This is a genomic window from Metabacillus sp. KUDC1714 (assembly GCF_014217835.1).
In the GTDB taxonomy this organism is placed as follows: Bacteria; Bacillota; Bacilli; order Bacillales; family Bacillaceae; genus Metabacillus; species Metabacillus rhizosphaerae.
On record NZ_CP055263.1, the window covers coordinates 768,186 to 792,387 of the forward strand.

Genomic DNA, 24,202 nt, shown 5'->3' on the forward strand with positions numbered 1-24,202 from the left:
CTTCTACCCTCCTCATAAACCATTACTTTACAAAAACAGTTTTAATAGCTGTGAAAAATTCCTTCGCGGCTTCTCCTTGCTCACGTGAATGTGAGCTTGACTGCTTCATTCCTCCAAATGGTGCTTGCAGTTCAACTCCAGCACTTTCTGCATTGACACGGACAAGCCCAGCATCCACCTCATCAATGAATGACAGCATATTCTGAATATTACTCGTGTAAATTGAGGCACTTAATCCAAATTTCACATCATTTGCAATTGTTATCGCTTCTTCTATTGAATCCACTTTGATTAACGCAATAAACGGACCAAATATTTCTTCTTGGGCAATACTCATGTCTGATTTTACCTTATCGAAAATTGTTGGTTCCACAAAATATCCATGATCATACGAAGCTCCGTTTAATCTGTTTCCACCTGCAAGAAGTGTTGCACCATCTTGTTTTCCTTTCTCTATGTAGGAGAGCACTGTATGAAGCTGATTTTCATTGGCCACTGGCCCCATCCAGATGCCTTCTTCTAGCCCATCACCAATCGTAATTTCTTTCACTTTTTTTAGTAGTTTTGTTTTGAATTGTTCATATACTTCACTAGCAATAATGACACGACTAGTCGCTGTACATTTTTGACCTGATGAACGAAATGCCCCACTAATTGTACCTTCCACTGCTAAATCTAAATCTGCATCAGCTGTCACAATAACAGGATTTTTTCCACCCATCTCAAGCTGATATTTTGCTCCCCTTGCTAAAGCACCTTGGCCCACTCGTTTCCCAACTTCATTTGAGCCAGTAAACGTAATTCCATTTACGTCCGGGTGATCGACCAACCCTTGGCCAATAACAGAGCCAGAACCTGTTACCATATTTAGAACACCAGCAGGTATCAAAGCGTCTGCAAAGCATTCAATCACCTTAGCACATGTAACAGCTGTTTCTTGTGCTGGCTTAATAACAACTGAATTACCGTAAATTAGTGCTGGTGCCATTTTCCAAATAGGAATAGCTACTGGAAAATTCCAAGGCGAAATAACTCCTACAACACCTAAAGGAACTCTACTTGTAAACATTATCGCTTTTGGATCTGTTGATGGTATAACATCTCCAACTTTACGCATCCCTTCACCTGCATAATAGCGAAGAATTGCAACTCCTCTTGCTGTTTCTCCTTTAGCCTCTGGTAATGTTTTCCCCATTTCACGTGTCATAGTTTTTGCAATTTCCTCTAGTCTGCTTTCTAAAATGTCAGCAGTTTTGTATAAATATGCCCCCCGCTCATTTCCAGTTAATGCTCGCCACTTTTTTTGTGCACTTTTAGCAGATAATACAGCTTGATCAAGTTCTTCTCTTGTAGAATTTTGCACGAAGCCTACGATATCGTTTGTATTTGCAGGATTATTACTTTCACCAATATTACCACTTGATGAAGCAACCCACTGACCATTAATATAATTTAAATATGTGTTTACCTTTGTTTCTACTGCCATTATAATCCTCCTACTCTATCAAAAATCCAATATATAAAACGCTTACAATTACTAAGATTAATGACTTACTTCCTTATTATCCACAGGATATTTATCAAAGGCTGATCTAATTATTTGCTCTAATGCCTTGTAATGCTCTTTCTCAACTTGACTGATTGGTGGTCTAACTGTATTTCCTACAGGGAGCCCTACAATTTCCATACCTGCTTTGATAAGTGATACAGCATAACCTTTTCTTGATTTACGAATACGATTAATTGGTAATAGGACATCAACATACAAATCTCTTACCAATTGATAATTACCTTCTAGTAATGATTTAAAATACAACCGAGAAATATGTGGGATATAGTTTGAAATCGCTGATGAATACGTGTTATAGCCTAAAGAAACATAGCTTGGCATTGTAATTTCCGCAAATGGCATTCCATTGATCCATTCTAAGCGATCTCCGATTGTTTGCGTTTGTTCTACAGTTAATTCCATATTTCCATGTCCTTCTTTAAACCCGACAACTTGAGGAAATTCTATTAATCTTTGAAGTGTTTCTACTTGTAAAATAGCCGTATCTCGTTGATAAACAATAGCATTTAAATCACTACTCTCAAGGATGGCCTTATAATAATTAAAAATGCCCTCTTGTTCACCTTCTATTAAGTATGGGGGAAGAATTAAGTATCCATCAGCACCTAAATCTTCAGATAGTTTTACTTGCTCTATAGCTTGAGAAATATTCCCACCAACTCCTGTATAGACTGGGACCTTGCCAGATACCACAGAGAGAGCTACTTCTATCATTGTCTGATATTCACCTTTATCTAATGCGTGAAATTCTCCAGATCCGCAAGCAATAAAAATAGATGATAGTTCTTCGTCTATCAGGAATTGCACATTTCTTTCAAGCGCCTTTTCATCTAGCTTCCCGCTATTATTAAAGGGTGCAACTGGAAATCCTAAAATACCTGTTGGAGCTTTTCTCTCAATCGTCATCATTGAAACCTACCTTTCACCTAATTAATATATTTTAAGATGAAGAATCATCTTGAAATCTACATGTCGTTTAAATTCATAAGAACTTTCTTTCTAACATAATCTAGGTGGCGATACATGGCTGTTGATGATTGAATAGGATCACGTTTTTTTAATGCCTCATAAATATCAATGTGCTGCTGGATTGTTGCTTTTGAATCCCTATGGCGATTGGGTATTTGCTCTAGGGTACGATCATACAGATTTAACAATGGAGTAATAACACCTTCTAACAAAGGATTACTTGCACTGTGTGCAATAATCTTATGGAACTCTTTATCAATTTCTGTATAATCACTTGTTGCAGAAGACATTGCATCAATTGTTTGCTTTAATTGATCAAGTTCCTTATCTGTTATTTTTTCTGCTGCTAATGTAACAAATCCCAACTCAAGTGATAGTCTAGTTTCAATTATTGAAGGTAAATTACCAGCAGAAAGCGCTAACATCATTGAGAATGGTTTACTGCCGATCTTTTCTGAGAAGAATGTACCATTACGAGTTTTACGGTTAACGATCCCCATTGATTCTAATGAAGTTAATGCTTCACGAATAACCGATCTACTTACGTCAAACATTTCCATAAGCTCTAACTCAGAGGGCAAACGATCACCGGATTTTAATTGACCGCTTAATAATAAATCGATAATTTCATCTAATACTTGTTTAGAAAGTGTTTTGCGATTGACTGATTTAATTTCCACGTTTATCACTTCTTTCATCCTATATACTCAGTACAGGCAGATAATCCTTTTGTTTATTTGTCATACAATTCATTTAACTTATTTTAATTGTATGACAAATGAAATTAACTGTCAATTCTAAAAAGTAAAAAAATAGTTACTAACCCAAAACTTTCAATTTTTGCTAACTATTAAAATATAAGTGTACTTTCAGCAAAGAAAAAACCCCATTTCTTTGAAAAAGGGTCATAAAACTATTTAACGTCTTCTATTCCTGGGCGTCTTAATTCCTGTCGATTCTGTCAAGACAACCTTAGCTTTTCTTAATTACTTGCAACTGGCAATTGCAGTGAAAAAATTGTCTGCTCCCCAATACTTTTCTTCAAATACATATCTCCGCCTTGAGCCTTTGCTAGAAGTAAACTAAACGGCAATCCTAAACCTAGTCCTCTTTCAACATGTTTTTTATTCTCACCACGATAAAACCGTTCAAAAATAAATGGTTGTTCTTGTTCTATGATTCCATAGCCATTGTCCTTTACGTCCATAGTAATAAATTGCCCATCCCGGAAAAGTTCTACAGAAATTTCCCCATGCTCTCTTCTTTTAACTGCGTGAAGACTATTGTTTAATAAGTTCACTAAGATTTGTTGGAGCCTAACATGGTCAGCTATTGCGAAAAGTTGATCCTCATGAGTAGTAAATTTAAGGTTTATATGTTCAACTTGCGGCTGGTAAACGATTTCCCATTGATAGATTATTTCTTTTACTACTCGGCATATATCCATTTTTTCTGGATTGACTTTAATCGATCCTGCACTAAAACTATTAAAGTCCAATAAGTCTTCAACCATTTTCTGTAATTTGTTTGATTCATTTAATGACATCTGTAAAAATTGTTGTTTCTTATCATCTGATACAACATTATCTTTTACTGCTTGAATCAATGCACTTACAGATGTAATGGGTGTTTTTAATTCATGTGTTACACCAGCTAATAATTCAGACCTTAACGCTTCAAGCTGCTTCAGTCGATTTGTCATTTCCTTAAAAGAGATTACAAGCTGATGCAGTTCCTTTTCTTGTACATCCTCATTTAGTTCAATCTCATAATTCCCTCTCATTAGCTCCCCAGCAGCATTTGCCACTTCTTCAACTGGCCTAGCTAATTTTCTTGATAAAGAATAGATGACGAACCAGCCTAATACAGCTAACCCGATAAGCAGTAAAGCTAATAACTGATATTCCTCTGTGTTTATATTTGTTAAATCTGCAATGGGTTGAATGATAATAACAGCCCCAATGATCTCTTCATCATAAACAATTGGTGAAAGAACAGCATAAGCCGTGCGGTATTGGTTTGAAGAGATTTTTTCAACCGTTAATTCCTCAGGTATTTCCATTAACTCAACTAGATCCTTATGTTGGTCTTCTTTTGTTTTTTCAGGTCCCATACCTCTTGAACCTGGTGACAGGAGATTGCCATCGATTGTTTTAATATAGAAATGTAATGGCTCACGATTATTAAGAAATTTCTCTCGATCCTCTAAAATAAATGGAAGCTTCGGACTTACCATAATACTTCCTGTCTCATCTACTGCACGATCTGATAGCTCTTGAGCAACTAATTTAGTTAATTCTAGTTTACTCTCAATCGTGTTATGTCTAATCCAAAGTATCGATACAACCGCGATAATGATGAGTCCAATCACAAGTGTAACTAAATAACGTCTTGTCCAATAATATAATAATGGCGTTTTTGACTTATTTCTATTTAACATAGAATTGGTAACCCAAGCCTCGAAGCGTTTTAATCTCTCCATCTGATGTATCCCACCCACTTAATAATTTGCGTATCCGTTTAATTGCAAGATCTACCGCCCGATCACTTCCTTCATAATCATAGCCCCATACACTTTCGATTAGCTGCTCTCTTGTGAATGTTTGGTTTGGATGCTCTGCTAAAAAAAGAAATAAAGATAGATCTCTTGGAGTAAATTGGATTTCAACTCCATTTAGGAAAACCTGATGTGCAAGAAAATTAATTTTTAGTGGCCCATATAATTTTACTTTATCTGCTTCTTCAAGCTGTGGTGATCTTCTTAAAACGGCACTTACTCTGGCAAGTACCTCTTCAGCGATAAATGGTTTTGTGATGTAATCATCTGCACCACCGTCAAAACCTTGTAATTTTTGATTCATATCTGACAATGCCGTAATCATGATCACTGGACAAGAGCTTTTCTCGCGAATTTTTTCTAATACCCCCCAGCCATCGAGTTGTGGCATCATAACATCTAATAAGATAAGCGCGGGCTTTACTTCCTCAGCCTTTTGTAATGCTTCGATACCATTGTAGGCATAATGCACAACATATCTGTCTTTCTCTAGATATGCACCAAGCACCATTGAAATCGCAATTTCATCTTCTACAACTAAAATTGTTTTCATAGTCATTTATCCTTTTTCCTTTAGATTATACTTAACTTTTCACAAAACTCCTATCGGTTATCACCACAAGGTGTGATCGAGCATTCATTTAGAAATTATTAAACAGTAAGAGAATTTACATCCCTTTACCTATTATAGAAAAAAGGAGTTTGACAACCTAGCATGTCAAACTCCAATCAAAGGAAGCTATTAATGTCTTAATGCCGCTAATGGACTTAAGCTTGCTGCTTTGTTTGCTGGGAAAATTCCAAAGGCAACTCCAATTATAATTGAGAAACTCACGGCAACTCCAACAGCTAGCCAAGAGATTGATACGGCCATGTCTAAAGCTTGAGCAAGCACTTCTGCACTACCAATGCCGATTAGGACACCTAATAATCCACCGAGACTACTTAAAACTGTTGCCTCAATTAAAAATTGTGTTAATATATCCTTCTTTTTCGCACCAATAGCTTTACGAATTCCGATTTCTCTCGTTCTTTCAGTTACAGATACTAGCATAATATTCATAATTCCAATTCCACCGACAATAAGTGAAATACTAGCAATCCCCGCGAGTAATAATGTCATTGTATCTGTTACAGATGTTAAAGCATCTGCGACATCTGATTGATTGCGAACATTGTAGCTTGTTTCATCCCCACTAAATTGGTTGTAAAGGAAACGTTCAATTTTTGCCATTCCAAGTTCTACAGTATCTTCAGAAGTCATCTTTACATCAATTGAGTTAATAACTATTTGGCCTAAAAAACGTTGTGCTGTTGGAAAAGGGATAAGCACCATGTCATCGACAGAGCCTTGTAATTCTTCACCTTGTTCCGCAAGGACTCCAACTACTTTATACGTTGTCCCATCTATTTTGACATTATTTCCAACAGGACTCGTAAAACCAAATAACTCTGTCGCCACATTGGAACCTAACAAGGCTATTTTGTTACGATTTTCTTGATCGATCTCTAAAATAAATCGCCCTGAACTAACCGTCGTATCTTGGACATTTTCATAGGTTGGTGTTACCCCGCTAATTGAAACACTATCCATACTTGTTGTACCGTTTTTAACTGTACCGGTTCCAGAAACAGTTGGTGATACTGCTTCTACCTCAGAATATTCCTCAAATGCCATTACTTCGTCATAATCTACGACTTCTTCACTTGTTGAGTTTCCTTGAATATTGACAGATACCATTGTCGTACCTAATGATGAAACATCTTCCGATACAGATTGCGAGGCCCCCTGTCCTAGTGATACCAGAGCGATTACAGCTGAAACTCCTATGATAATTCCGAGCATTGTTAAAAAAGCTCTAAGTTTATTCGTAACGATATTCTTATATGCGATTTTTATAGCTTGACCTAATTTCAATGGACCAACGCCTCCCTTCGCTCAGAAATTTTCCCATCTTGAATCCGAATGACACGTTTTGCTTGTTTGGCAATTTCTAAATCATGTGTAATTAAAATGATCGTGTGCCCTTGGTTGTTTAAATCTTTTATTAGATTCATAACTTCTATCCCTGTTTTACTATCTAATGCTCCTGTGGGTTCATCAGCAAGCAAGATCGGGGGATTTCCAGCAAGTGCGCGGGCAATCGCCACACGCTGCTGCTGTCCTCCAGATAATTCAGTTGGCCGGTGTCCAGCACGATCAGCCAAACCAACCTTTTCTAATGCACTCATAGCAACTTCTTTTCGACTATTACCATTTAAACCTCGGTAAATAAGCGGAAGTTCAACATTTTCATAGGCGGATTGCTTCGATAATAGATTAAACGATTGAAAGATAAACCCGATTTTCTGATTCCGTACATCTGCTAATTGCCTTTGCTTAAGTGAAAAAACATTTTTCCCGTCTAGGTGGTATTCGCCTGAGTCAGGAACATCGAGGCAGCCTATCATGTTCATGAGTGTCGATTTACCAGAACCTGATGGACCGATAATCGCGATGAAATCCCCTTTATTGACAGAAAAAGTAACATCATCTAACGCTTTTACCGTTTCACCGCCAAGTGTATAATACTTGCTTACATTTCGGATTTCGACTATTCGTTGTTCTTCAATCATTGATTGTTGCCTCCTCTATTACCGCCGCCTTGTCCCATGCCGCCTTGAGGCATATCACCACCAGGAAAGCCTTTCATCATATTCATATCTTGCATACCACTTTCAGAATCATCACTTGATTGAAGTGTTGGCAGAACAACTTCTTCCCCTTCACTTAATCCACTAATAATTTCAGCCACTTCTTCATTTTTCAGACCAACCTCAACTGTTTTTTGAGTTGCTTGTGTTTGAGTACTTGCTTCTTCACTCGTACTAGAATCAGAACTTGATTGTACTTGTTCCTTTGTTTGTTCTGTTGTACTTACTACATCAGATGACTGTACACGCACATAATATTGATCATCTTGTGTTTGAACAGCTTCAATTGGAACAGTTAAGACATTTGTTTTACTTTCTGTTGTAATCACGGCCTCTGCTGTCATTCCAACTTTAATACCAGTTGGTTTATTGATTTTTACATTTACTGCATATTGTGCAACACTGCTGCTTTCTGATTCATTAGCTTCTTTCGACACGCTTGTAACTGTCCCAGTGAACTCTGAGTCCGTAAGTGCACTAACATCGATTTGTGCGGTTTGTCCCACTTTCACCTTAGCGATATCTAGTTCATCCACGTTTACAACCATTTGTAGATTGCTATAATCAGTTACTTCTATCATTTCCGTACCCATCGAAAGTGTATCTTCTGCTTCCACATTTAACGTCGTGATTTCTCCAGAGAATGGAGCTTCAATTGGATCTAGATCATCATCTTCAAACGTGATTAAGTCATCACCCTCTTCAACTGTATCACCAACTGTAACTAATACCTCTTCAACAACAGCGTTATTTTCTTCCGCCGTGATGATCTCTTCATTTATTGTTGAAATACTTCCAGTACCACTAACTTTCACCTCAACATTTCCTAATTCAGCCACTGCAGTTTGTGTTTCCGTCACAGGTACACTTGCTGCTTCTTTTTTACTATTGAAAATTCCATATGCTGTTGCCCCGCCACCAATTACTAATACAACCACTACGATGCTTATTATCCATTTTTTCATTATTTTCTTCCTTCCTTTTTTTAAAATATGTTTAGTAGATTATTGATCTTATTAAACCTTCTATTAACGTGCCTCCTTCTATTATTAGTAGTATTTATTTGTTTGTTAGTAACTTATGTTGTTTACAGTTACTAGAATAAGCTTGGAATGTGTCAGGCAAATGTCAGGATAATATTTATTTGTTATGGATTTTATGAGGCATATAAATAGCTTTTTTTCGAAGTTAGGAAACGTATATAATATAGAAGAAACTGATATTTGAAATAAAAAAAGACCCCGAATCGTCGGAGTCATACCTTTATATATATGGTAATTATTTCAGCAGATCTTCACGAATAGGTGTAAAGGTATCGAGGAGGGTTGATTCTTCTAGTGCAGTGACACCATGTTTTGCATTACTTGGGATATAAATGGTTTCTCCTTCGGAAATAATTGTTTCTTTCCCGGCAATCCGAAAGGCGATTTTCCCTTTTATACAATAACTCATTTGTTCATGAATATGGCTATGCTCATAGCCTTCTGCACCTTTCTCAAATTGTACCTCCATCATCATTAAGCCAGTCCCTGGTTGGAAAACCTTACGCCTCACACCAGGCTCGGCATATTCCCATTGTCCAATTTTACTCATATGTAGAACCACTCCAATTTGTTCTATTTTTCTGTATGATCGTGTCACTTTTCTCTTAAAAATGATTTAACTTTTCCATCTCCATGCATGCAAGAATAAACGCTCCAGCACCATGTAAATCATTTTCACTGCGTTCACGATTCACATAATAATCATAAACTCCAATTGATGTTCCAATACAAATATCTTTGATCACGACTGAATCACTTGTTTCTTCAATTTTATTCTCTACTAGACCTTTGAATCCCAGGCTTGCGACCTCTGCATAATCTGGACCTACATACTTGTTTGTAACAGCTTTCGCAATAGTATAAATAAATAAACTCGAAGCTGATGATTCAAGCCAATTACCCTCCATACCCCCTTTATCAACAACTTGATACCATAGTCCTGTTTGTTCATCCTGATATTTTGTTAGACCTGCAACTAAATCTTGAATGACCCCAATCCATTCTAATCGTTTCGGATGACCCTCTGGTAATAGATCAATCATGTCGATAACAGCTAAACCATACCATCCTAATGCTCTTCCCCATATTTCCGGAGCAGCATATGTCGCATGATTTACCCATTGCATTTCACCTTTTTCATCCCAGCCATGAAAATACAATCCTGTCTTCGTATCCCTCGTATGCTTTCTCATTAGCTCTTCCTGGTGAATCACCATGTTAATTAACTCAGGTTCAGCAAATTCCTTTGCATATTGCAATGCAAATGGTCCGCCCATATATAAACCATCCAACCACATTTGATATGGATATTTATCTTTATGCCAGAAGCCTCCTTCACTTGTTTTATTTAATGTATGGTATAAGCTTCTAAGCTTTTTAGCAGCTATTTTATATTTTTCATTTCCTGTTTCTTTATAAAGTGAGAACAAAAGTAAACCAGCTTGAATGGAATCTAATTCATCTCTTCTAAAATAGAAATTCCCATTTTCATCAACTAAATGATCCACATATTGTTTATAGTACTGGTAATATTTTTCATTTTTTTGTTTTTGTCCAGATATTCATCATTCCGCATAAAAAAACCCCCTGATGATAGTGCCATCTACTTGCTGGTGGTAGTTGTTCTGGAGTGTATGTTTTCATTATCGTATCAGTTAATTTTTCTGCCCAGTAAAGAGGTGTTTTCACTTTAATATTTTCTTTCATTTTTATGTCTCCCTTCTCTTCACCAATGTGATGGGTTTAACATATCTAAAAAATGGTGTGACATCTATAATCATCAGGAAGATATAAGAACTTTAACTCAAATAAGTGATGTAATGAATATGATATAACATAATGATTATACCTAGTATCCTAATCTTCATATATAATCAGATTTATATTATGAAAGATTAATAAAAACAATCTGAGTATATAGGAGGTTATAGCATGACATATTTATTATGGCCAGAAGGTGCACCATTTTTAAAGGCAGAGGAACAGGAATACTCCCCGACAATTACTCCCTACTTAGTTAATCGCGAAAACAAGCATGGTGCAATTATTATTTGTCCAGGTGGTGGCTATCAACATCGTGCCAATCATGAAGGAGAACCTGTTGCAAAATGGCTAAATGATCTTGGCATATCTGCTTTTGTGTTAAACTATCGCGTCTCACCCTTTAGACATCCTGTTCCATTGCTAGATGCCAAGCGTGCAATTCGCTATGTGCGTCACTATGCAGAAGAATGGAATCTTGATAAACAAAAAATTGGAATACTAGGTTTTTCAGCAGGTGGACACCTAGCAGCAACTGTTTCTACCAATAATAGTGAAGAGAACACTGAAACAAGTGATACAATAGACCAAGAAAGCTGCCGACCTGATTTAGCGATCCTTTGTTATCCAGTTATCTCATTTACTCAGCATTTTCATGAAGGCTCAATGACTAACTTATTAGGAGAAAATTCGACTGAACAGCTACGTGCTTTCTTGTCTAATGAACAAAATGTTTCGACTTCTACACCGCCCACATTTTTATGGCATACAGCTGATGATGCAGCGGTTCCTGTTGAAAACAGTCTTCTTTATGCACAAGCTTTAAGTAAATCTAAGATTCCTTATGAGCTGCATATCTTCCCTAATGGACGTCACGGCTTAGGACTTGCTGAGGATGATTTAATTGTTGGGAAATGGACTGACTTATGTCAAAGCTGGCTCTCTAAGCAAGGCTTATAGAAAACTGACCATAACCTTAGCTTTTGGCTAAGGTTATGGCTTCTTACGAGCTATATAAAGGTTAGAGCAGAATATATGGGTAATATCCTATTCATTAAAGTACAGCTTAAAAAAGTCTAACGATTCTTTTAATGGAACAATGGGGATTCCTACCATTTTGTAAAGCTGCTGACGAATCAATGTTGTTTGTGTGCTAGCATTCATATCACCCTCATATAACCCCTTGCTTAAAACAACAGGCTCAGGCATATCTGGATATACCTCTCCTGCTTTTATTTGAGCTACATTTGGAGCTGGTGGTGATGTTTCAATTTCCCGAGAAAACCCACCGTCTGGTCGTTTTAATTTCCTCATATTTTTAATCGTAATATCAATAATTTCCTTTAATTCACCATGTGGAATTTGTAGATTTGCATAAGAAAGAAGATCAATAGGATTACGAATATAACACATATCCCCAGCCTCTTCAGTACGCAAACAGTGCAAAATACTTTGATAGATTCGATCAGTTTTTGGCATTGGAATTTGAAAACTGCTATAAAAGGTATGGAGCTTAAATGTACCTGATATTCTTACATATAAGCTGCCTTCTCCCCATAAACCCGTTTTTGGATCTTGAATACTTTCTAGGAAACTTACTGCTTCCTTTAAAAATGGTATTCTTTCATTTTCTTCCATTTGTCCAATGTATACACATGAGGTTGCTAGCAAATCACAACCTCTCCAACTATTTCGTAAATCAATGCTTTTCCATTTTCCCAAGTAGGTTTCGGGTGATTTTATATAATCAGGTGCTGCCATTGCCTCCACAGGAAGTGCATAAAGTGGCTCACTTCCTAAATATTGAAGTGCACTCGTACAATAATTAAGTGCTCTGTGCACCATCACTTCATCTTTTTTCATCGCCGGATGATCATCGAAAAAATAACCTGTAGCCGGATCCTGTTTCCCCTTGAAAAAACTGATCATTGCTAGTTTCATTTTTTCTGGCATGTCCTTAAGCAAATTATTTCGAATGATTATATTCAAGGCTTGTGCAGTCGATTCAATATCTGGAGCAAATTGTCTATTGGTAGATGAACTCTTAGCATAGTAAAATCCTCCTGACGTTGGATCATACTGACCTGCTAACCAGTGAAAAAAGTCTCTGTATACATCTTCCAATTTATCCAAGTGGTCTACCAATTCTTTTTTCTTTCTGTCCATCCCTGTACTCCTTACATTGCTTATCATTTTTTAGGATTCCAGCCTTTTAGCACATTTTCAATTGTATACATTTTTGCCTCTTCATCCGTCAGCTGCGGACGAGATGAATTAGCTCCTGGTCCTTCATTTTGATATTCATAAAATCGTGCATCCTTAGCACTGAAGCCAGACATATCTGTCCATCCTGCCTCATGGATATGAGCCCCTAATTCAGAATTTTTAAATACAACACTAGCAATTGCACTTGGATCACCACCAGGATGCCATGGCCTTCCTAAGTACACAGTTCCATCTGCTGCTTCACTTTTCAATCGACTATTTAAAAAGAGGTAGCCATATGGTTCATTAATATTAGTGCTTGCTGCTGTAATATATCCATTATTTGTCGTGGACCCTCTATCGACAGAAATGATATCACAGTCATCAAATACCGCTCTTCCACCTCCGAAAATAAAGTCAACATCTCCTTCAATATAACACTGACTAAAATATTGAGTTCCTGCGTTTACATAAAGGGTATCCTGATTCCCGATAAAGCGAACATTATGAAATGACATTCTATCACCTCGAGTATAAACGGCAACGGCTTGGGATCCCCCTTCTACTAAGCTTTCGTCAAAGGAATTTTCCATTGTTAAATTTTTTGCGACAAAATCACTAGCATAAAGGTACACACTTGCACTTCCACTTGTTCCATAAGTACCACCTTCTGGTTTCGGTTTTTTCGCATAGTTATCATACGTTAAAATTGTTTTTTCAGCACTTTCTCCGATTAATGTGATAAATGGTTTATTTGCAGGTATTTTCACCACTTCTTTATACACACCATTGTGAATGAAAATCTCAACAGGCTCTGTATTATTTGCTGGGACTGCATCAATTGCTTCTTGAACTGTTTGATAGTCTCCACTACCATCCATTGCAACAACTAGCTTGCTAGAAATAGCGCTTAATTCTTCTGTAGCATCTTCCACTCTCTTTAATTCTCCTTTAACCAGTTTTCTACCAAACTGATCCACTTCATCATTTTGTAAAACTTCAACAAATACATGATTCTCAAAATATCCGGTTGTTTTCGCAATTTCTAACAGCTGTTTTGCATAGCTGCCTCCCCATGAATAGCCATCACGGCGTTCCTGCTCAATTTCCTGGATTGTATGTTTGATCACACCATCTCTACCAGAGAAAATTGGTTTATTTGTTCCTATCTCATAAAATCTATACCAAGTAACAGCTTGCTGATCTTCAACAAAATACACACCATTCGGATCTCCGCTTACGTAGCGAATTCCTTCTAACTTCACATCATCAAACCATTGAAGCGCACCATTGACAGCTCTTTGAATAGCTGGCGTTTGATTAGGACGTGACATTAGAAATTTAACAATCCCAACAGATTCACTTCCTGAAATGGATGGATGCTCATATGCACGAGCGTGCTGTGGTTCATATGTAACAGGATCATGTTGAGCACACCATGCTGTTAGCTTTCCATCAACCTCAATTTGTGATTTTAGGATATAATCAATGCCTTTATCCACTGCCATTTCTAACTTCTCATCATATTGATCATTTATCAGACTTTTATCAAACGGATATGCCTCATTTCTCAAATCATCAAAAAGCTCTAAGACATTAATCATCGCATTATCATTAAATGTAACAAAATTTGAATAATACACTGAGTCTTCTGGCGACTCACCACGCATTGGGTATACCTGTGGCCACCCACCACTGTCATACTGCATGGTTAACAGAAAATTAATTCCCTTAAGCACACTTTCCTTCAGCTTTTCGTCCTTTGTTTCACGATAAACTTCAGAAATAAACCGAATTTGGTTAATTGTTGCATTATTATCGATGGTACCTAATTCTTCTCCATTTGGTCCAAATTGTTTAGACCGTTTCTCCTGACCATCCCAAGGACGGCTGTACTCATTTTCCATACTTTTCGTCCAACCACCATGCTCCATTTGCCATGAAACTAAATTGTCTGCTTGTTTTTTCAGCTCTTCTATATCTCCAGAGAATTTATTTTCTTCTTTCCTAACTAGTTTCCCTTCTTGTAATGATTCTTGTAATTCATAAATAATGACTGTATCACCAAATTTATTTTCTCCTACCGCTGCTCGAGTTGGATACATATTTTGTAAAGACGGATTTAATCCTTTAAAGCTACCGGTTGCAGCCTTTACTGCAAATGATTTCACATCAAAATCGGCAAATCGGCCGTTTACCATCACAGCCACTAAATTAGATGCAACGGCTTGGGCACTTACGACATGAACTTGCTTTGATTGATGATCTACAGAAGTTGCTATTTTTCCAAAAATGATCTCTGCTTCTTCGAATGTTAATCGGTCATTCTTGCCAAATCCCGGTTTACTAGTCATATAACCATTTGAAACAACCGCACCCACTGCAGCTTCTCCATTCCCTTGGGAATCCTGTTTACCTTTTCCTGGTTTTAAGTCTAATACTTCAACAATGATTTTTGCTGCATCTCTACGGGTAATGCCTTCATTTGGATAGATATTACCATCTTGATCAGCAGATACATATCCCTCTTGTTTAGCAGTTTCTACAACATAACTCCACCACTTGTCTTTAGGCACTTCCCAAACATTATGCTCAAGATCAATATTTTTATAGATATCCTGAGGATAGTAGCCTAAGATTTTATTGATATTAGCAAAAAACTCAACTCTGGTTATCTCTTTATCTTTATTTACCTTGTTGGATGAGACGATTCCTTCTGTTTTTAGTTTCTTTAAGGTGATTCCCTCAACCAATTCTTCCATAGATACTTCTTCTACCTCTACTGGTTGTGGTCCATCAGTGTTTGAATCAGATTCTGAATTATGAATGCGTAAATGGTCAATATTTGCTCCACCGCTTGCTCCTTTACCTGTCGCAACGATCACATTTTCTCCTGCTTGAAGGGTAGCCTTTGTAATAACCGTTTTCCAAGTTGTCCATTCACCCGTCGAATCAAATGCAAGCTCAGCTTCAACAACTTGGTCATTTACCTTTATCTCCGCTGGTCGATTTTCTGCTGCACCATTTGCATAACGAAATTCAAGTGTGTATTCCCCAGTTAACGGAACATCTGAAGCAGTCCAAGTAATCGTTCCACCAGGAGCATTTGGTTTATAATCAACAAAACCTGTTCCAGTGTATCCTGGATGCTGAGAATCAATGATTGCATCAGTGATAACTGCATCTTCTGCTTCATAAATAGAAGCATATTCTTGAACAACCTCTTCCGCGTAAGCCCTTTCATTTTGAAAAACACTAAATCCTGGTGTCATAGCTAGCAAAAACATGATCGTAATGAGTAGACCTTTTCGGAAACCTCTCCATCTCTTTCTCAATAGCCTTCATCCCTTCCATTGATATTTTCTTGCAAGTATGATTATATACTCGGAATAATAATAATAAATATAATCAATTTCTTCAGGATAAGGATAAGGTCCTATAAAATACTAATAAAGGATGCTAGTGAGTATATAAGTTAAAAATGATTATGAACTTTTAACTAGTTCTAAAAGCACTAAATCAAGGTATCTATTACTAATCTGGCTATTTCTATACAAGCATATATTGTTATATTTTCTTTTTAAAAGCGTATGATTATAGTTAATAAGTAAACTATCTGTTAGGGGTGAATTCCTTTTGTGTGTAAAGATGTGCAATCTAACAGCAAATCTAAATAAATTAACCTATTCCCTTTTGTTAGCTGGCTATAAAACTTGTCCTCCAGAATGGCGTAGACAAGGGACACAGCCTAAGCATCATTCTCTGTGGTTTGTCACAAAAGGAAAAGGAGAAGTAATTTTAAACGGTAAAAAACATAAGTTATGTCCTGGTAAACTAGTAGTTTTCACACCTGAGATGGTTTGTGATAAAAAGACTTCTAGAAATCATCCTCTAGAATTTTATTTTGTTCGTTTTTCATATGCAATGGCATTTGAGGAAAAAGAAACGTGGCATTTTAAACAATCTAGGGATGTTTCATTTCCTCTTCATGGTGTCTATACAATTAATAATAACTCAGCAATCGTTGTACTATTAGAACAGCTCAATGCTTTATCAAAAAGACGAGGAGAAACGGTTTCTTTTCAGCAGAAGGTTCTATTTCAAGAACTTTTACTAACCATCATCCAAGACTTCCGCTCCCAAATGATTACCGGTGATAGTAAAAAAGCAATTGAAGGAACGATCGAATATATGGTTGATCACTACAATCATCCAATAACCTTGTCTGACTTAGCAAATATAGCAGGGTTAAGTGTAAGTCACTACTCAAGACTATTCAAAAAATATATTGGATTAAGTCCGATTGATTACTTAACACATCTACGAATTGATCGCGCTAAAGAACTGCTCGTCCTTTCTGATGTACGTATCAAAGAGGTTAGCCAAAATGTTGGGTATATCGATGAACTTTATTTCAGTAGAATATTTAAGAGAATTGTCGGTGTATCCCCTTCACAATTCTGTGATGATCAAAAATTAGTACCGGATTCAAACTAAGTTTGAAAGCGTTTTATATACATAAATTAAATTATATACGGCATTAATTTTTCTATCTAAAAGCGAATTAAAAATGAGCCAAAAGAACGGAACAATATTTTTGCTTACTATTATAAGCGTAAAATATTGTTCCGTTCCCGTTTTAAAACATCTATACTTTCAGTTTTGTTCGTTGTGATTTGCTCTTATTTTGACTTCTGCATAATTGATAGTAAGCCTGCTTCTTCCTCAATAACTCCTGATGATTTCCCATTTCTATCACTTTACCTTTCTTTAAGACAATTATCTTATCTGCATGCTGGATTGTTGAAAGACGATGAGCAATGATAATCGTGGTTCGATTTTTAGAAATGGCTTTCAATGTTTGTTGAACAACTGCTTCTGTTTCTGTATCAATATTAGCTGTTGCTTCATCAAGAATTAATACGTCAGGGTCTGCGATGATTGCTCTTAGAAATGAGAGCAATTGATTTTGCCCTGTTGACAATACAGTACCTTGCTCACCAAGCATTGTTTCATATTGTTGTGGTAATGAACGAAAAAAAGTATCAATATTAACTGATTTCGCAACTTTAATAATTTCCTCGTTACTTATATTCAGATTGTTAAGGCGAATATTATCAAAAACATTTCCAGAAAACACAAAGCCGTCCTGCTGAATAATGCCGATATGCCTTCTGAGCTCTGATATTTGTACCTCTTTAATATTTACATTATCAAGAGTAATCCGTCCCTTTTGGATATCGTAGAATCTGTTAATAAGCTGAATAATCGAGCTTTTTCCAGCACCTGTTTCTCCAACAATACCAATCGTTTCACCTGGTTTTATAGAAAAATCGATGTCATTCAGTACCCATTCCTCATCTTTATAAGCAAACGAGACATGCTGAAACTCAATTTTACCGCGGACTTTATTTTCAAACTTTTTAGGATTACTTGGATTTACGATTGTTGGTTTCGTATCCAAGGTTTCAAATATTCTTTCAGCTGAGGCAAGAGCAGCTTGAATCTGGTTAAACTGATCAGCCAATCCTCTTAATGGCTCAAAAAATTGCCTTACGTAATGGGTAAAAGCATAGACAACTCCAAACGTAATCGCACCTTCCAATACATTACTTCCACCATACCAAACGAGCAAGGCCAGTGAAATATTCCCGAAAAGACCAATAGAAGGGTTGAAAATAGAGTTGAGTATAGTTTGACGCATTCCTGCACGGTAATGCTGTTTATTAAGTTCATTAAATCTCTCCAATTGTTTTTCTTCACGTGCAAAAAGTTGAATGACAGTCATTCCTGAGAGATTTTCGGCAAGAAAGGAATTAAGTCTAGAAAGAATAAGCCGAATATACCTTTGAGCTTTTCTCATAACCGTCTTAAAATAAAATGTCGTAAGTGCTACAGCTGGAATCATAATCAAACTTATAAGTGTTAATTTTAAACTCATGTGTAGCATAATGATAACAATCCCAATCAGGATAAGCACTTCTTTTACTAGATTTACAATAACTTGAGAGTATAATTGATTAAGTGCCTCTACATCATGAGTGATCCTTGTTACTAATCTCCCAATCGGATTTTTATCATAAAACGAAATCGGCATTTTTGAAAGGTGGTTAAATATTGTTTGTCTTATATCGTAAATAATCGATTGCCCAGTAAATTGGAGTATATTATGTTGATGGTACATGAATATGGATGATCCGATAATTAATAAGAAATATAAGATCCCTAATAAAATTAGCCCTTCGTAATCATTGTTTCTAAAAAGATCAACATCTTTTGAACTTAATTGTGTAACAGGATACATCTTTCCATCAATTCTAATTTCATTTGCTGACTTTTGTAGCTGATAGTTTTCTGAGCCCGAGAGACCTACATTCCACCCGTAAACAAGGTAATGGACGTTCTTAATTGAAACAATTGCAGCTTTTTCAGTATCACTTACTAGCTCATCTGTAGGTAGGGGATCCTTGATTCGAAAATAGACCTCTTTTTGAAACGATGCAGATTTCTCATAGGTAAGCTTTTGTTGTTCCAATTCCTCTTCTAGTTCATTCCCTCTAGATTCTTCAACTGAGATCATTGGTGAGTAGATTCCGTTTATATACGAATCGATTGCTACCTTAATTATGTACGGTTGTGCTAACGTTGCGATGACAATTAAACCTGTTAGTAAAATCGATAATAGTATCCGCCTCCAATATGGTTTGGCGAAGGAAAGCATTTTGTGCAATAACTGGCTATCACTTAGATTCACACTTTTTTTATCTGCTTGGTTACGTATATTTAACCCCTCCTCTTTTTAATCCGAACCGTTCTTTCACTATAGGACGAGGGAATTGAATCCTCTAATGTAAACTCATTGGATTGTTGCACGAACATTTTTTTATATGTTCCATTTCTTTCAAGAAGAGATTCGTGTGTACCTTGTTCTACGATCTTGCCCTCGTCTAACACAATAATTTGATCTGCCTTACGTATTGTCGAGATACGATGACTAATAATGACTGATGTTCTCCCTTTCATTTCTGTTTGTAATGTTTTTAGAATCAGCTCTTCTGTTTTTGCATCAACAGCGCTAAGACTATCGTCAAAAATCATAATTGGCGATTTTTTTATCATTGCACGGGCAATACTTACACGCTGTCGTTGTCCCCCTGATAATGAAAGCCCTCTCTCACCTAAAGGTGTATCAAACCCTTCAGGAAAATCGATGATATCTTCATAAACATGTGCTTGTTTTGCTGCTTTATAAATATCCTTGTCTTGATAAATAGATGGATCAAATGCAATATTTTCTTTGATGGTTGAAGAAAATAAAAAGTTCGTTTGTGGTACATATCCTATTGAGGTTCGAAGTGTTTTTAATGGGAGATCATGAATATCATAATTGTTTATAAAGATAGATTTTTTAGGGGGATTGTATACACGCAAAAGTAAATTTACAAGTGTTGATTTCCCACTACCAATCTTCCCTACAATTCCTATGCTAGTTCCCTTTTTGATGGTTAGATTAATATTTCGTAAAGCATATCCCTTACTATTTTTATATTGAAAAGATAAATTCTGGATCCTAATATCCCCTTCAAATTTGTTCAAGCGAAAAATTCCTTCTTCATCTTTGATATCTGGAGTGGTTGCAAGAACATCGCTAAGTCTCATATCTGCTGCTTTTCCCTGCTGAAATAGGTTAATAACTTTACCTAAGTTTTCAATTGGTGCGACTAAAAAAGATAAATACGTATTAAATGCAACAAACTCACCAAGCGTTATTGTCCCTTTCATAACTAAAATAGAACCAAACACGACAGAGAGTAAATAACTAAGACCAACGATTCCTTGACTAAGTGAGGTAAATAGTGAGTTGGAACGAATTAATCGTTTATTTGCTTTAACATTTTCAACGTTTTCTTTAGTAAACTTTTTCATTTCTTCCTGTTCTTGTACATAGGTCTTAATAATTCTAATTCCTGTGCAAAATTCTTGTACTCTACTTGTCAGTGTACCAATTGCTTCTTGAACCTTGCTCGAATGCATCCGGATATTGGTTCGGAATCGATATGCTAAATAGGTTAAACCAGGTAGAGGGATCAAAACAAGTAAGGTTAAATACAAGTCAATGGTTCCCGCCATCATGGAAATAGTGATCGAGATTAAGACCATTGCCTCAACTGTTTGGAATACACCTTGCATGCCAATTTGCCGAAGAATGTTCACATCATTGACAGCATGTGCCATTAAATTTCCAATTCGCTCTTGTTGATAGTAATCAGCCGGCAATGTCTCCCAATGTGAGAACAATTTTGTACGTAAATCTCTTTCAAGCATTCGTGATAAACGAAAAATATAGATGCGACCTGATGAACGAAATAAGAAAATTCCAATACCCAAGACAATAAACCAAACTGCCAAGTTCCAGAGATCTGAGACTTGAATGGATAAATGCTGAATGCCATCTGTAAAATCTTCTAATAAAAGCGGGACACCTAATTGGAGGACAAGTGAGATCGTTAATAACCCTGATCCTAGTAAATAACCCCATTTATGCTGAAAAAGATGTTGATGAAATATTGGCCGTGTTTTCAAAAAACCCCTCCTTCTTCCTTAATGAGTAGTGTTAGATTACAGCACCCACCCTCAATAAACAATGGATTTCCCTATCATGTTATATGGATTATTTTGCTTAGTACAAAAGCGCAAGCGTTCGATGTTGACTTAGCGTATAAGGAGTGTGAAGTTCATTAGGCGCTGGATGTCAAAGCACTTATCCACAGTACACAGGTTTCTTAGACAATAAAAAAAGCAACCCTCTATGTGTTAAAGGGCGCCATTAGTAAGGAGTATCCTATTCTATTCTCAATCAGGCTATAATAAATCCATGGCATTTTTCTTCGATACAAAACCTAATTCTTGCCTAGCATTTTCTGTTGACCAAGGTTTTCCTGGATTGTCAGAAACACCGTAGTATGAACCATACTCAACCATCGATTGTAGCGCTAAATCAAAGAGCTGTACTGTATCTTGATGAGTTAATAAAGTATGTTGTAATCGTTTCTTTTCTCTCACTGCCTTATGCTCGTCTTCCTGAACACTCCCAATTCGTAAATTTATGACCGAAAGATTATGACCTTTTTCTCTTGCTAAAATATGTCCAATATTTTCCGATGCTAGCTTTAACACGCCGTAAAGCCCTCGTTGAAACGGATAATCACTCGTTGTGATTTCTCTACCTAAGGAAGAGATACCATCTTTTTCATAATAATCTGTTGTATGATTGCTGCTCGCATATACAACCTTTGGGATTCCTAGTGTAATCGCTGCATGTAGTATATAGAAGGAGGAAGTAAAGTGGATATCCGTCATTTTTTGAAACTGATCGATATTTTTCAAGTCATTCTCTGTTTTGATCGTAAGTAAATTTATTAAAGCATGTGAATCTTTAGGAATGTTTTTTAATAACTGTTCAAAATTTGTTGCATCTATCTGTTTGTAGTTCTCAGTTTGAGCGGGGATGTTTTTATCAAGAACGAAAAATTCGTATTTTTCACTTAGTCCCTTCATTAATATACTGCCAATTGTTCCGGCTCCACCTATGATAGTTACTTTCTTCTTCATTATGCTCCTCCATTATGTAAGGATAATGTATAGACTACTTCTTTTTGCTTTACTTCATACATGAATTCTAGACAAAATATGCAAAGTAAAAACCCTTCTGATTGAAAAATCTCGTAATCAGAAGGGTTTTTTACTAGATGTATTTGTCTAAAAATTAACAACTATTACTTTTTATGCACTGTATCGTTCTTGTTCAATTTGTTTTAATGATTTCCCTCGTGTTTCAGGTGCCATGACATAGCCAATGACTGCTGCGATTAAAAGGAACCCAATCATGATTAGCCCTGAAAGTTTAAATCCAAGAAGTGTAATCATAGTTGGTACGATCAATGAAATCAGACCAACAGCTACACGAGCAATACAGAATAAGAAGCCTTGTGCTTTAGCACGATATTTTGTATGAAATAACTCACTAGCCCAAAGACCATAAAATGCTTGTGCACCAAAACCAGCTGCAATTCCCCAAAAGATAACAAAGATAAATAATTCTGTTAATCCCATATTACCTAATGATAGGACAGCCCAAGCAATGATTCCCATTACAGCACCGACAGTATATAATACTTTTCTACTTACCTTATCTCCTAGTTTAATAAAGACAAAGTATGTTGAAGCAACTGTTAACACCCATAAAAATGCTTGTAATAAATTTGCTTGTGCAGAAGAAAGTCCACCGACTGTTTCATAAATATATGGCATGAAATAGCCCATTACCCCAGCTACTAGATTCCAGAACACATAAATTCCTAACAATAAAGTGATTGCACGGCGATTTGCTTTTATTGTAAAAAGTTCCTTTATAGGATTCTCCGTTTTTTGCCCTGATGCCTTTAACTTTGCTTCTTTTTGTTTTTCTTCTTCCCAAATTGTCGATTCACTAATTTGTTGTTGCAAAATCCATGTTACTAAAGCGATTACAAACAATTGTGCAAAGATAATTCTACTGCCTAGTAGACCTAATGGAGCCAATGCTACAGATAGTAATAATGAAACAGCTGGACCTATTGACCAAGCTAATTGTCCATATCCTACGCGCGCAGCCCGCTCGTTATCTGGTGCCTCTTCTGCGATATACGTCCATGCTGCAGGAATGGCAGCACCTACTGCGATACCTGTAATAATATATCCGATTAATAACATTGGAAAATTAAATGAAAACACGATCAATAATACACCAAGCATATAAACTAATAGATCATATTTATAAATTAATTTACGTCCATACTTATCAACTAAGATTCCACCGATTAATGCCCCTACTGCTGCACCAAATCCATTTGCACTTAATGCACCTAACAAGCCTAGTTTAAAATCATCTAAATTTAAATATTCCATCCATAGTGTTAATCCACCAGCACCTGCAACGATCGAACCGGCTTCTAAATAGTTCGACATCGCAACAGTGATAGTAGACTTCATTCCTTTTTTTCCAGCCATTTGCTAAAACTCCCTTCCAAGCAAAATCAATGTCTATGCTAAGTAAAATACGTTCGTTAATTCTTTCGTAACTGGACTATTATCTGGGTTTGTTTCCATCAATGGTTCCATATAAGCCCACCACTTTTTGCAAATATCAGTTTCAGCCATTTTTCCCCATCTTTCTTCGTCCTCTATCTCTAAATACGCAAATAACTGTCCTGTTTCCTTATCTAAGAAGATTGAATAATTGTGCACTCCATGTGCTTTTAATTCCTTTTCCATCTCTGGCCAAAGTTCATCATGGCGACGCTTGTATTCGTCAAACTGATCTTTATAAACAAACATAATGCTAGATTTTCTAATCAACTTTGT

18 protein-coding genes and 1 pseudogene are annotated in these 24,202 nt (G+C 36.4%); 2 read left to right on the forward strand and 17 right to left on the reverse strand.

Translation table 11 applies throughout. From position 1 onward, the window contains the following. Positions 1-22: 22 nt before the first annotated feature. From gucD to HUW50_RS03845, 10 genes and pseudogenes are all read right to left on the reverse strand, one after another. Positions 23-1,486, reverse strand: a complete 1,464-nt coding sequence (gucD, locus tag HUW50_RS03800; protein ID WP_066340103.1) for an alpha-ketoglutaric semialdehyde dehydrogenase GucD — start codon at positions 1,484-1,486, stop codon at positions 23-25. Positions 1,487-1,543: 57 nt separating this feature from the next. Continuing rightward, positions 1,544-2,476, reverse strand: coding sequence for a 5-dehydro-4-deoxyglucarate dehydratase (gene kdgD / locus HUW50_RS03805; RefSeq protein ID WP_066340403.1), 933 nt, complete (start codon positions 2,474-2,476; stop codon positions 1,544-1,546). A 59-nt stretch (positions 2,477-2,535) separates the two neighbouring features. Continuing rightward, positions 2,536-3,237: a FadR/GntR family transcriptional regulator gene (locus HUW50_RS03810; RefSeq protein WP_066340106.1), complete on the reverse strand. Its 702-nt coding sequence runs from the start codon at positions 3,235-3,237 to the stop codon at positions 2,536-2,538. A gap of 284 nt (positions 3,238-3,521) precedes the next feature. Then, positions 3,522-5,021 carry a HAMP domain-containing sensor histidine kinase gene (locus HUW50_RS03815; protein WP_185653707.1) on the reverse strand — a complete coding sequence of 500 codons (1,500 nt, stop codon included), beginning with the start codon at positions 5,019-5,021 and terminating at the stop codon, positions 3,522-3,524. Further along, positions 4,969-5,649 (reverse strand): response regulator transcription factor, encoded by a 681-nt coding sequence (locus HUW50_RS03820; protein ID WP_066340109.1) that lies wholly within the window; start codon positions 5,647-5,649, stop codon positions 4,969-4,971. Before HUW50_RS03820 ends, HUW50_RS03815 begins: the two co-directional genes overlap by 53 nt. A 189-nt stretch (positions 5,650-5,838) precedes the next feature. Continuing rightward, positions 5,839-7,014, reverse strand: a complete 1,176-nt coding sequence (locus HUW50_RS03825; protein ID WP_066340117.1) for an ABC transporter permease — start codon at positions 7,012-7,014, stop codon at positions 5,839-5,841. Then, the gene (locus HUW50_RS03830; RefSeq protein ID WP_066340120.1) at positions 7,011-7,712 is read right to left on the reverse strand and encodes an ABC transporter ATP-binding protein; all 702 of its coding nucleotides are present in this window, start codon (positions 7,710-7,712) and stop codon (positions 7,011-7,013) included. Before HUW50_RS03830 ends, HUW50_RS03825 begins: the two co-directional genes overlap by 4 nt. Continuing rightward, the gene (locus HUW50_RS03835; RefSeq protein WP_185653708.1) at positions 7,709-8,755 is read right to left on the reverse strand and encodes an efflux RND transporter periplasmic adaptor subunit; all 1,047 of its coding nucleotides are present in this window, start codon (positions 8,753-8,755) and stop codon (positions 7,709-7,711) included. The genes HUW50_RS03830 and HUW50_RS03835 overlap by 4 nt, the downstream gene beginning before the upstream one ends. 313 nt (positions 8,756-9,068) lie before the next feature. Next, complete coding sequence (locus HUW50_RS03840) at positions 9,069-9,383, reverse strand: cupin domain-containing protein (protein ID WP_066340126.1); 315 nt, start codon at positions 9,381-9,383, stop codon at positions 9,069-9,071. 55 nt (positions 9,384-9,438) lie between these two features. Then, positions 9,439-10,540, reverse strand: a pseudogene (locus tag HUW50_RS03845) (glycoside hydrolase family 88/105 protein). Between the two features lie 225 nt (positions 10,541-10,765). Between HUW50_RS03845 and HUW50_RS03850 the strand changes: the two are divergent. After that, positions 10,766-11,554, forward strand: coding sequence for an alpha/beta hydrolase (locus HUW50_RS03850; protein WP_066340133.1), 789 nt, complete (start codon positions 10,766-10,768; stop codon positions 11,552-11,554). Positions 11,555-11,641: 87 nt separating this feature from the next. Here the strand turns inward: HUW50_RS03850 and HUW50_RS03855 are convergent, their stop codons facing one another. Continuing rightward, complete coding sequence (locus tag HUW50_RS03855; RefSeq protein ID WP_185653709.1) at positions 11,642-12,760, reverse strand: prenyltransferase/squalene oxidase repeat-containing protein; 1,119 nt, start codon at positions 12,758-12,760, stop codon at positions 11,642-11,644. A 23-nt stretch (positions 12,761-12,783) separates the two neighbouring features. Further along, complete coding sequence (pelA, locus tag HUW50_RS03860) at positions 12,784-16,134, reverse strand: pectate lyase (RefSeq protein ID WP_083964815.1); 3,351 nt, start codon at positions 16,132-16,134, stop codon at positions 12,784-12,786. Positions 16,135-16,435: 301 nt separating this feature from the next. On the opposite strand from pelA, the gene HUW50_RS03865 reads away from it, so the two are divergent. Continuing rightward, entirely contained in the window at positions 16,436-17,296 is an 861-nt protein-coding gene (locus HUW50_RS03865; protein ID WP_232329101.1) for an AraC family transcriptional regulator, read from the forward strand. A 151-nt stretch (positions 17,297-17,447) separates the two neighbouring features. On the opposite strand, the gene HUW50_RS03870 is transcribed toward HUW50_RS03865, so the two are convergent. From HUW50_RS03870 to rhaM, 5 genes are all read right to left on the reverse strand, one after another. Continuing rightward, entirely contained in the window at positions 17,448-19,553 is a 2,106-nt protein-coding gene (locus tag HUW50_RS03870; protein WP_260445660.1) for an ABC transporter ATP-binding protein, read from the reverse strand. A 29-nt stretch (positions 19,554-19,582) separates the two neighbouring features. Continuing rightward, positions 19,583-21,382 (reverse strand): ABC transporter ATP-binding protein, encoded by a 1,800-nt coding sequence (locus HUW50_RS03875; RefSeq protein WP_185653710.1) that lies wholly within the window; start codon positions 21,380-21,382, stop codon positions 19,583-19,585. Positions 21,383-21,661: 279 nt separating this feature from the next. After that, entirely contained in the window at positions 21,662-22,411 is a 750-nt protein-coding gene (locus HUW50_RS03880; RefSeq protein WP_066340145.1) for an NAD-dependent epimerase/dehydratase family protein, read from the reverse strand. A 171-nt stretch (positions 22,412-22,582) separates the two neighbouring features. Beyond that, a complete protein-coding gene (locus HUW50_RS03885) occupies positions 22,583-23,848 on the reverse strand; it encodes an MFS transporter (RefSeq protein WP_066340147.1) in 1,266 nt (421 codons plus the stop codon). Positions 23,849-23,881: 33 nt separating this feature from the next. Further along, positions 23,882-24,196 carry an L-rhamnose mutarotase gene (gene rhaM, locus HUW50_RS03890; protein WP_066340150.1) on the reverse strand — a complete coding sequence of 105 codons (315 nt, stop codon included), beginning with the start codon at positions 24,194-24,196 and terminating at the stop codon, positions 23,882-23,884. Positions 24,197-24,202 lie beyond the last annotated feature (6 nt).

Excerpts from the sequence above, each read along its gene's own strand:
- gucD (WP_066340103.1), bottom strand. The coding sequence starts at position 1,486 with ATGGCAGTAGAAACAAAGGTAAACACATATTTAAATTATATTAATGGT.
- kdgD (WP_066340403.1), bottom strand. The coding sequence starts at position 2,476 with ATGACGATTGAGAGAAAAGCTCCAACAGGTATTTTAGGATTTCCAGTT.
- HUW50_RS03810 (WP_066340106.1), bottom strand. The coding sequence starts at position 3,237 with ATGAAAGAAGTGATAAACGTGGAAATTAAATCAGTCAATCGCAAAACA.
- HUW50_RS03815 (WP_185653707.1), bottom strand. The coding sequence starts at position 5,021 with ATGGAGAGATTAAAACGCTTCGAGGCTTGGGTTACCAATTCTATGTTA.
- HUW50_RS03820 (WP_066340109.1), bottom strand. The coding sequence starts at position 5,649 with ATGAAAACAATTTTAGTTGTAGAAGATGAAATTGCGATTTCAATGGTG.
- HUW50_RS03830 (WP_066340120.1), bottom strand. The coding sequence starts at position 7,712 with ATGATTGAAGAACAACGAATAGTCGAAATCCGAAATGTAAGCAAGTAT.
- HUW50_RS03835 (WP_185653708.1), bottom strand. The coding sequence starts at position 8,755 with ATGAAAAAATGGATAATAAGCATCGTAGTGGTTGTATTAGTAATTGGT.
- HUW50_RS03840 (WP_066340126.1), bottom strand. The coding sequence starts at position 9,383 with ATGAGTAAAATTGGACAATGGGAATATGCCGAGCCTGGTGTGAGGCGT.
- HUW50_RS03850 (WP_066340133.1), top strand. The coding sequence starts at position 10,766 with ATGACATATTTATTATGGCCAGAAGGTGCACCATTTTTAAAGGCAGAG.
- HUW50_RS03855 (WP_185653709.1), bottom strand. The coding sequence starts at position 12,760 with ATGGACAGAAAGAAAAAAGAATTGGTAGACCACTTGGATAAATTGGAA.
- HUW50_RS03880 (WP_066340145.1), bottom strand. The coding sequence starts at position 22,411 with ATGAAGAAGAAAGTAACTATCATAGGTGGAGCCGGAACAATTGGCAGT.
- HUW50_RS03885 (WP_066340147.1), bottom strand. The coding sequence starts at position 23,848 with ATGGCTGGAAAAAAAGGAATGAAGTCTACTATCACTGTTGCGATGTCG.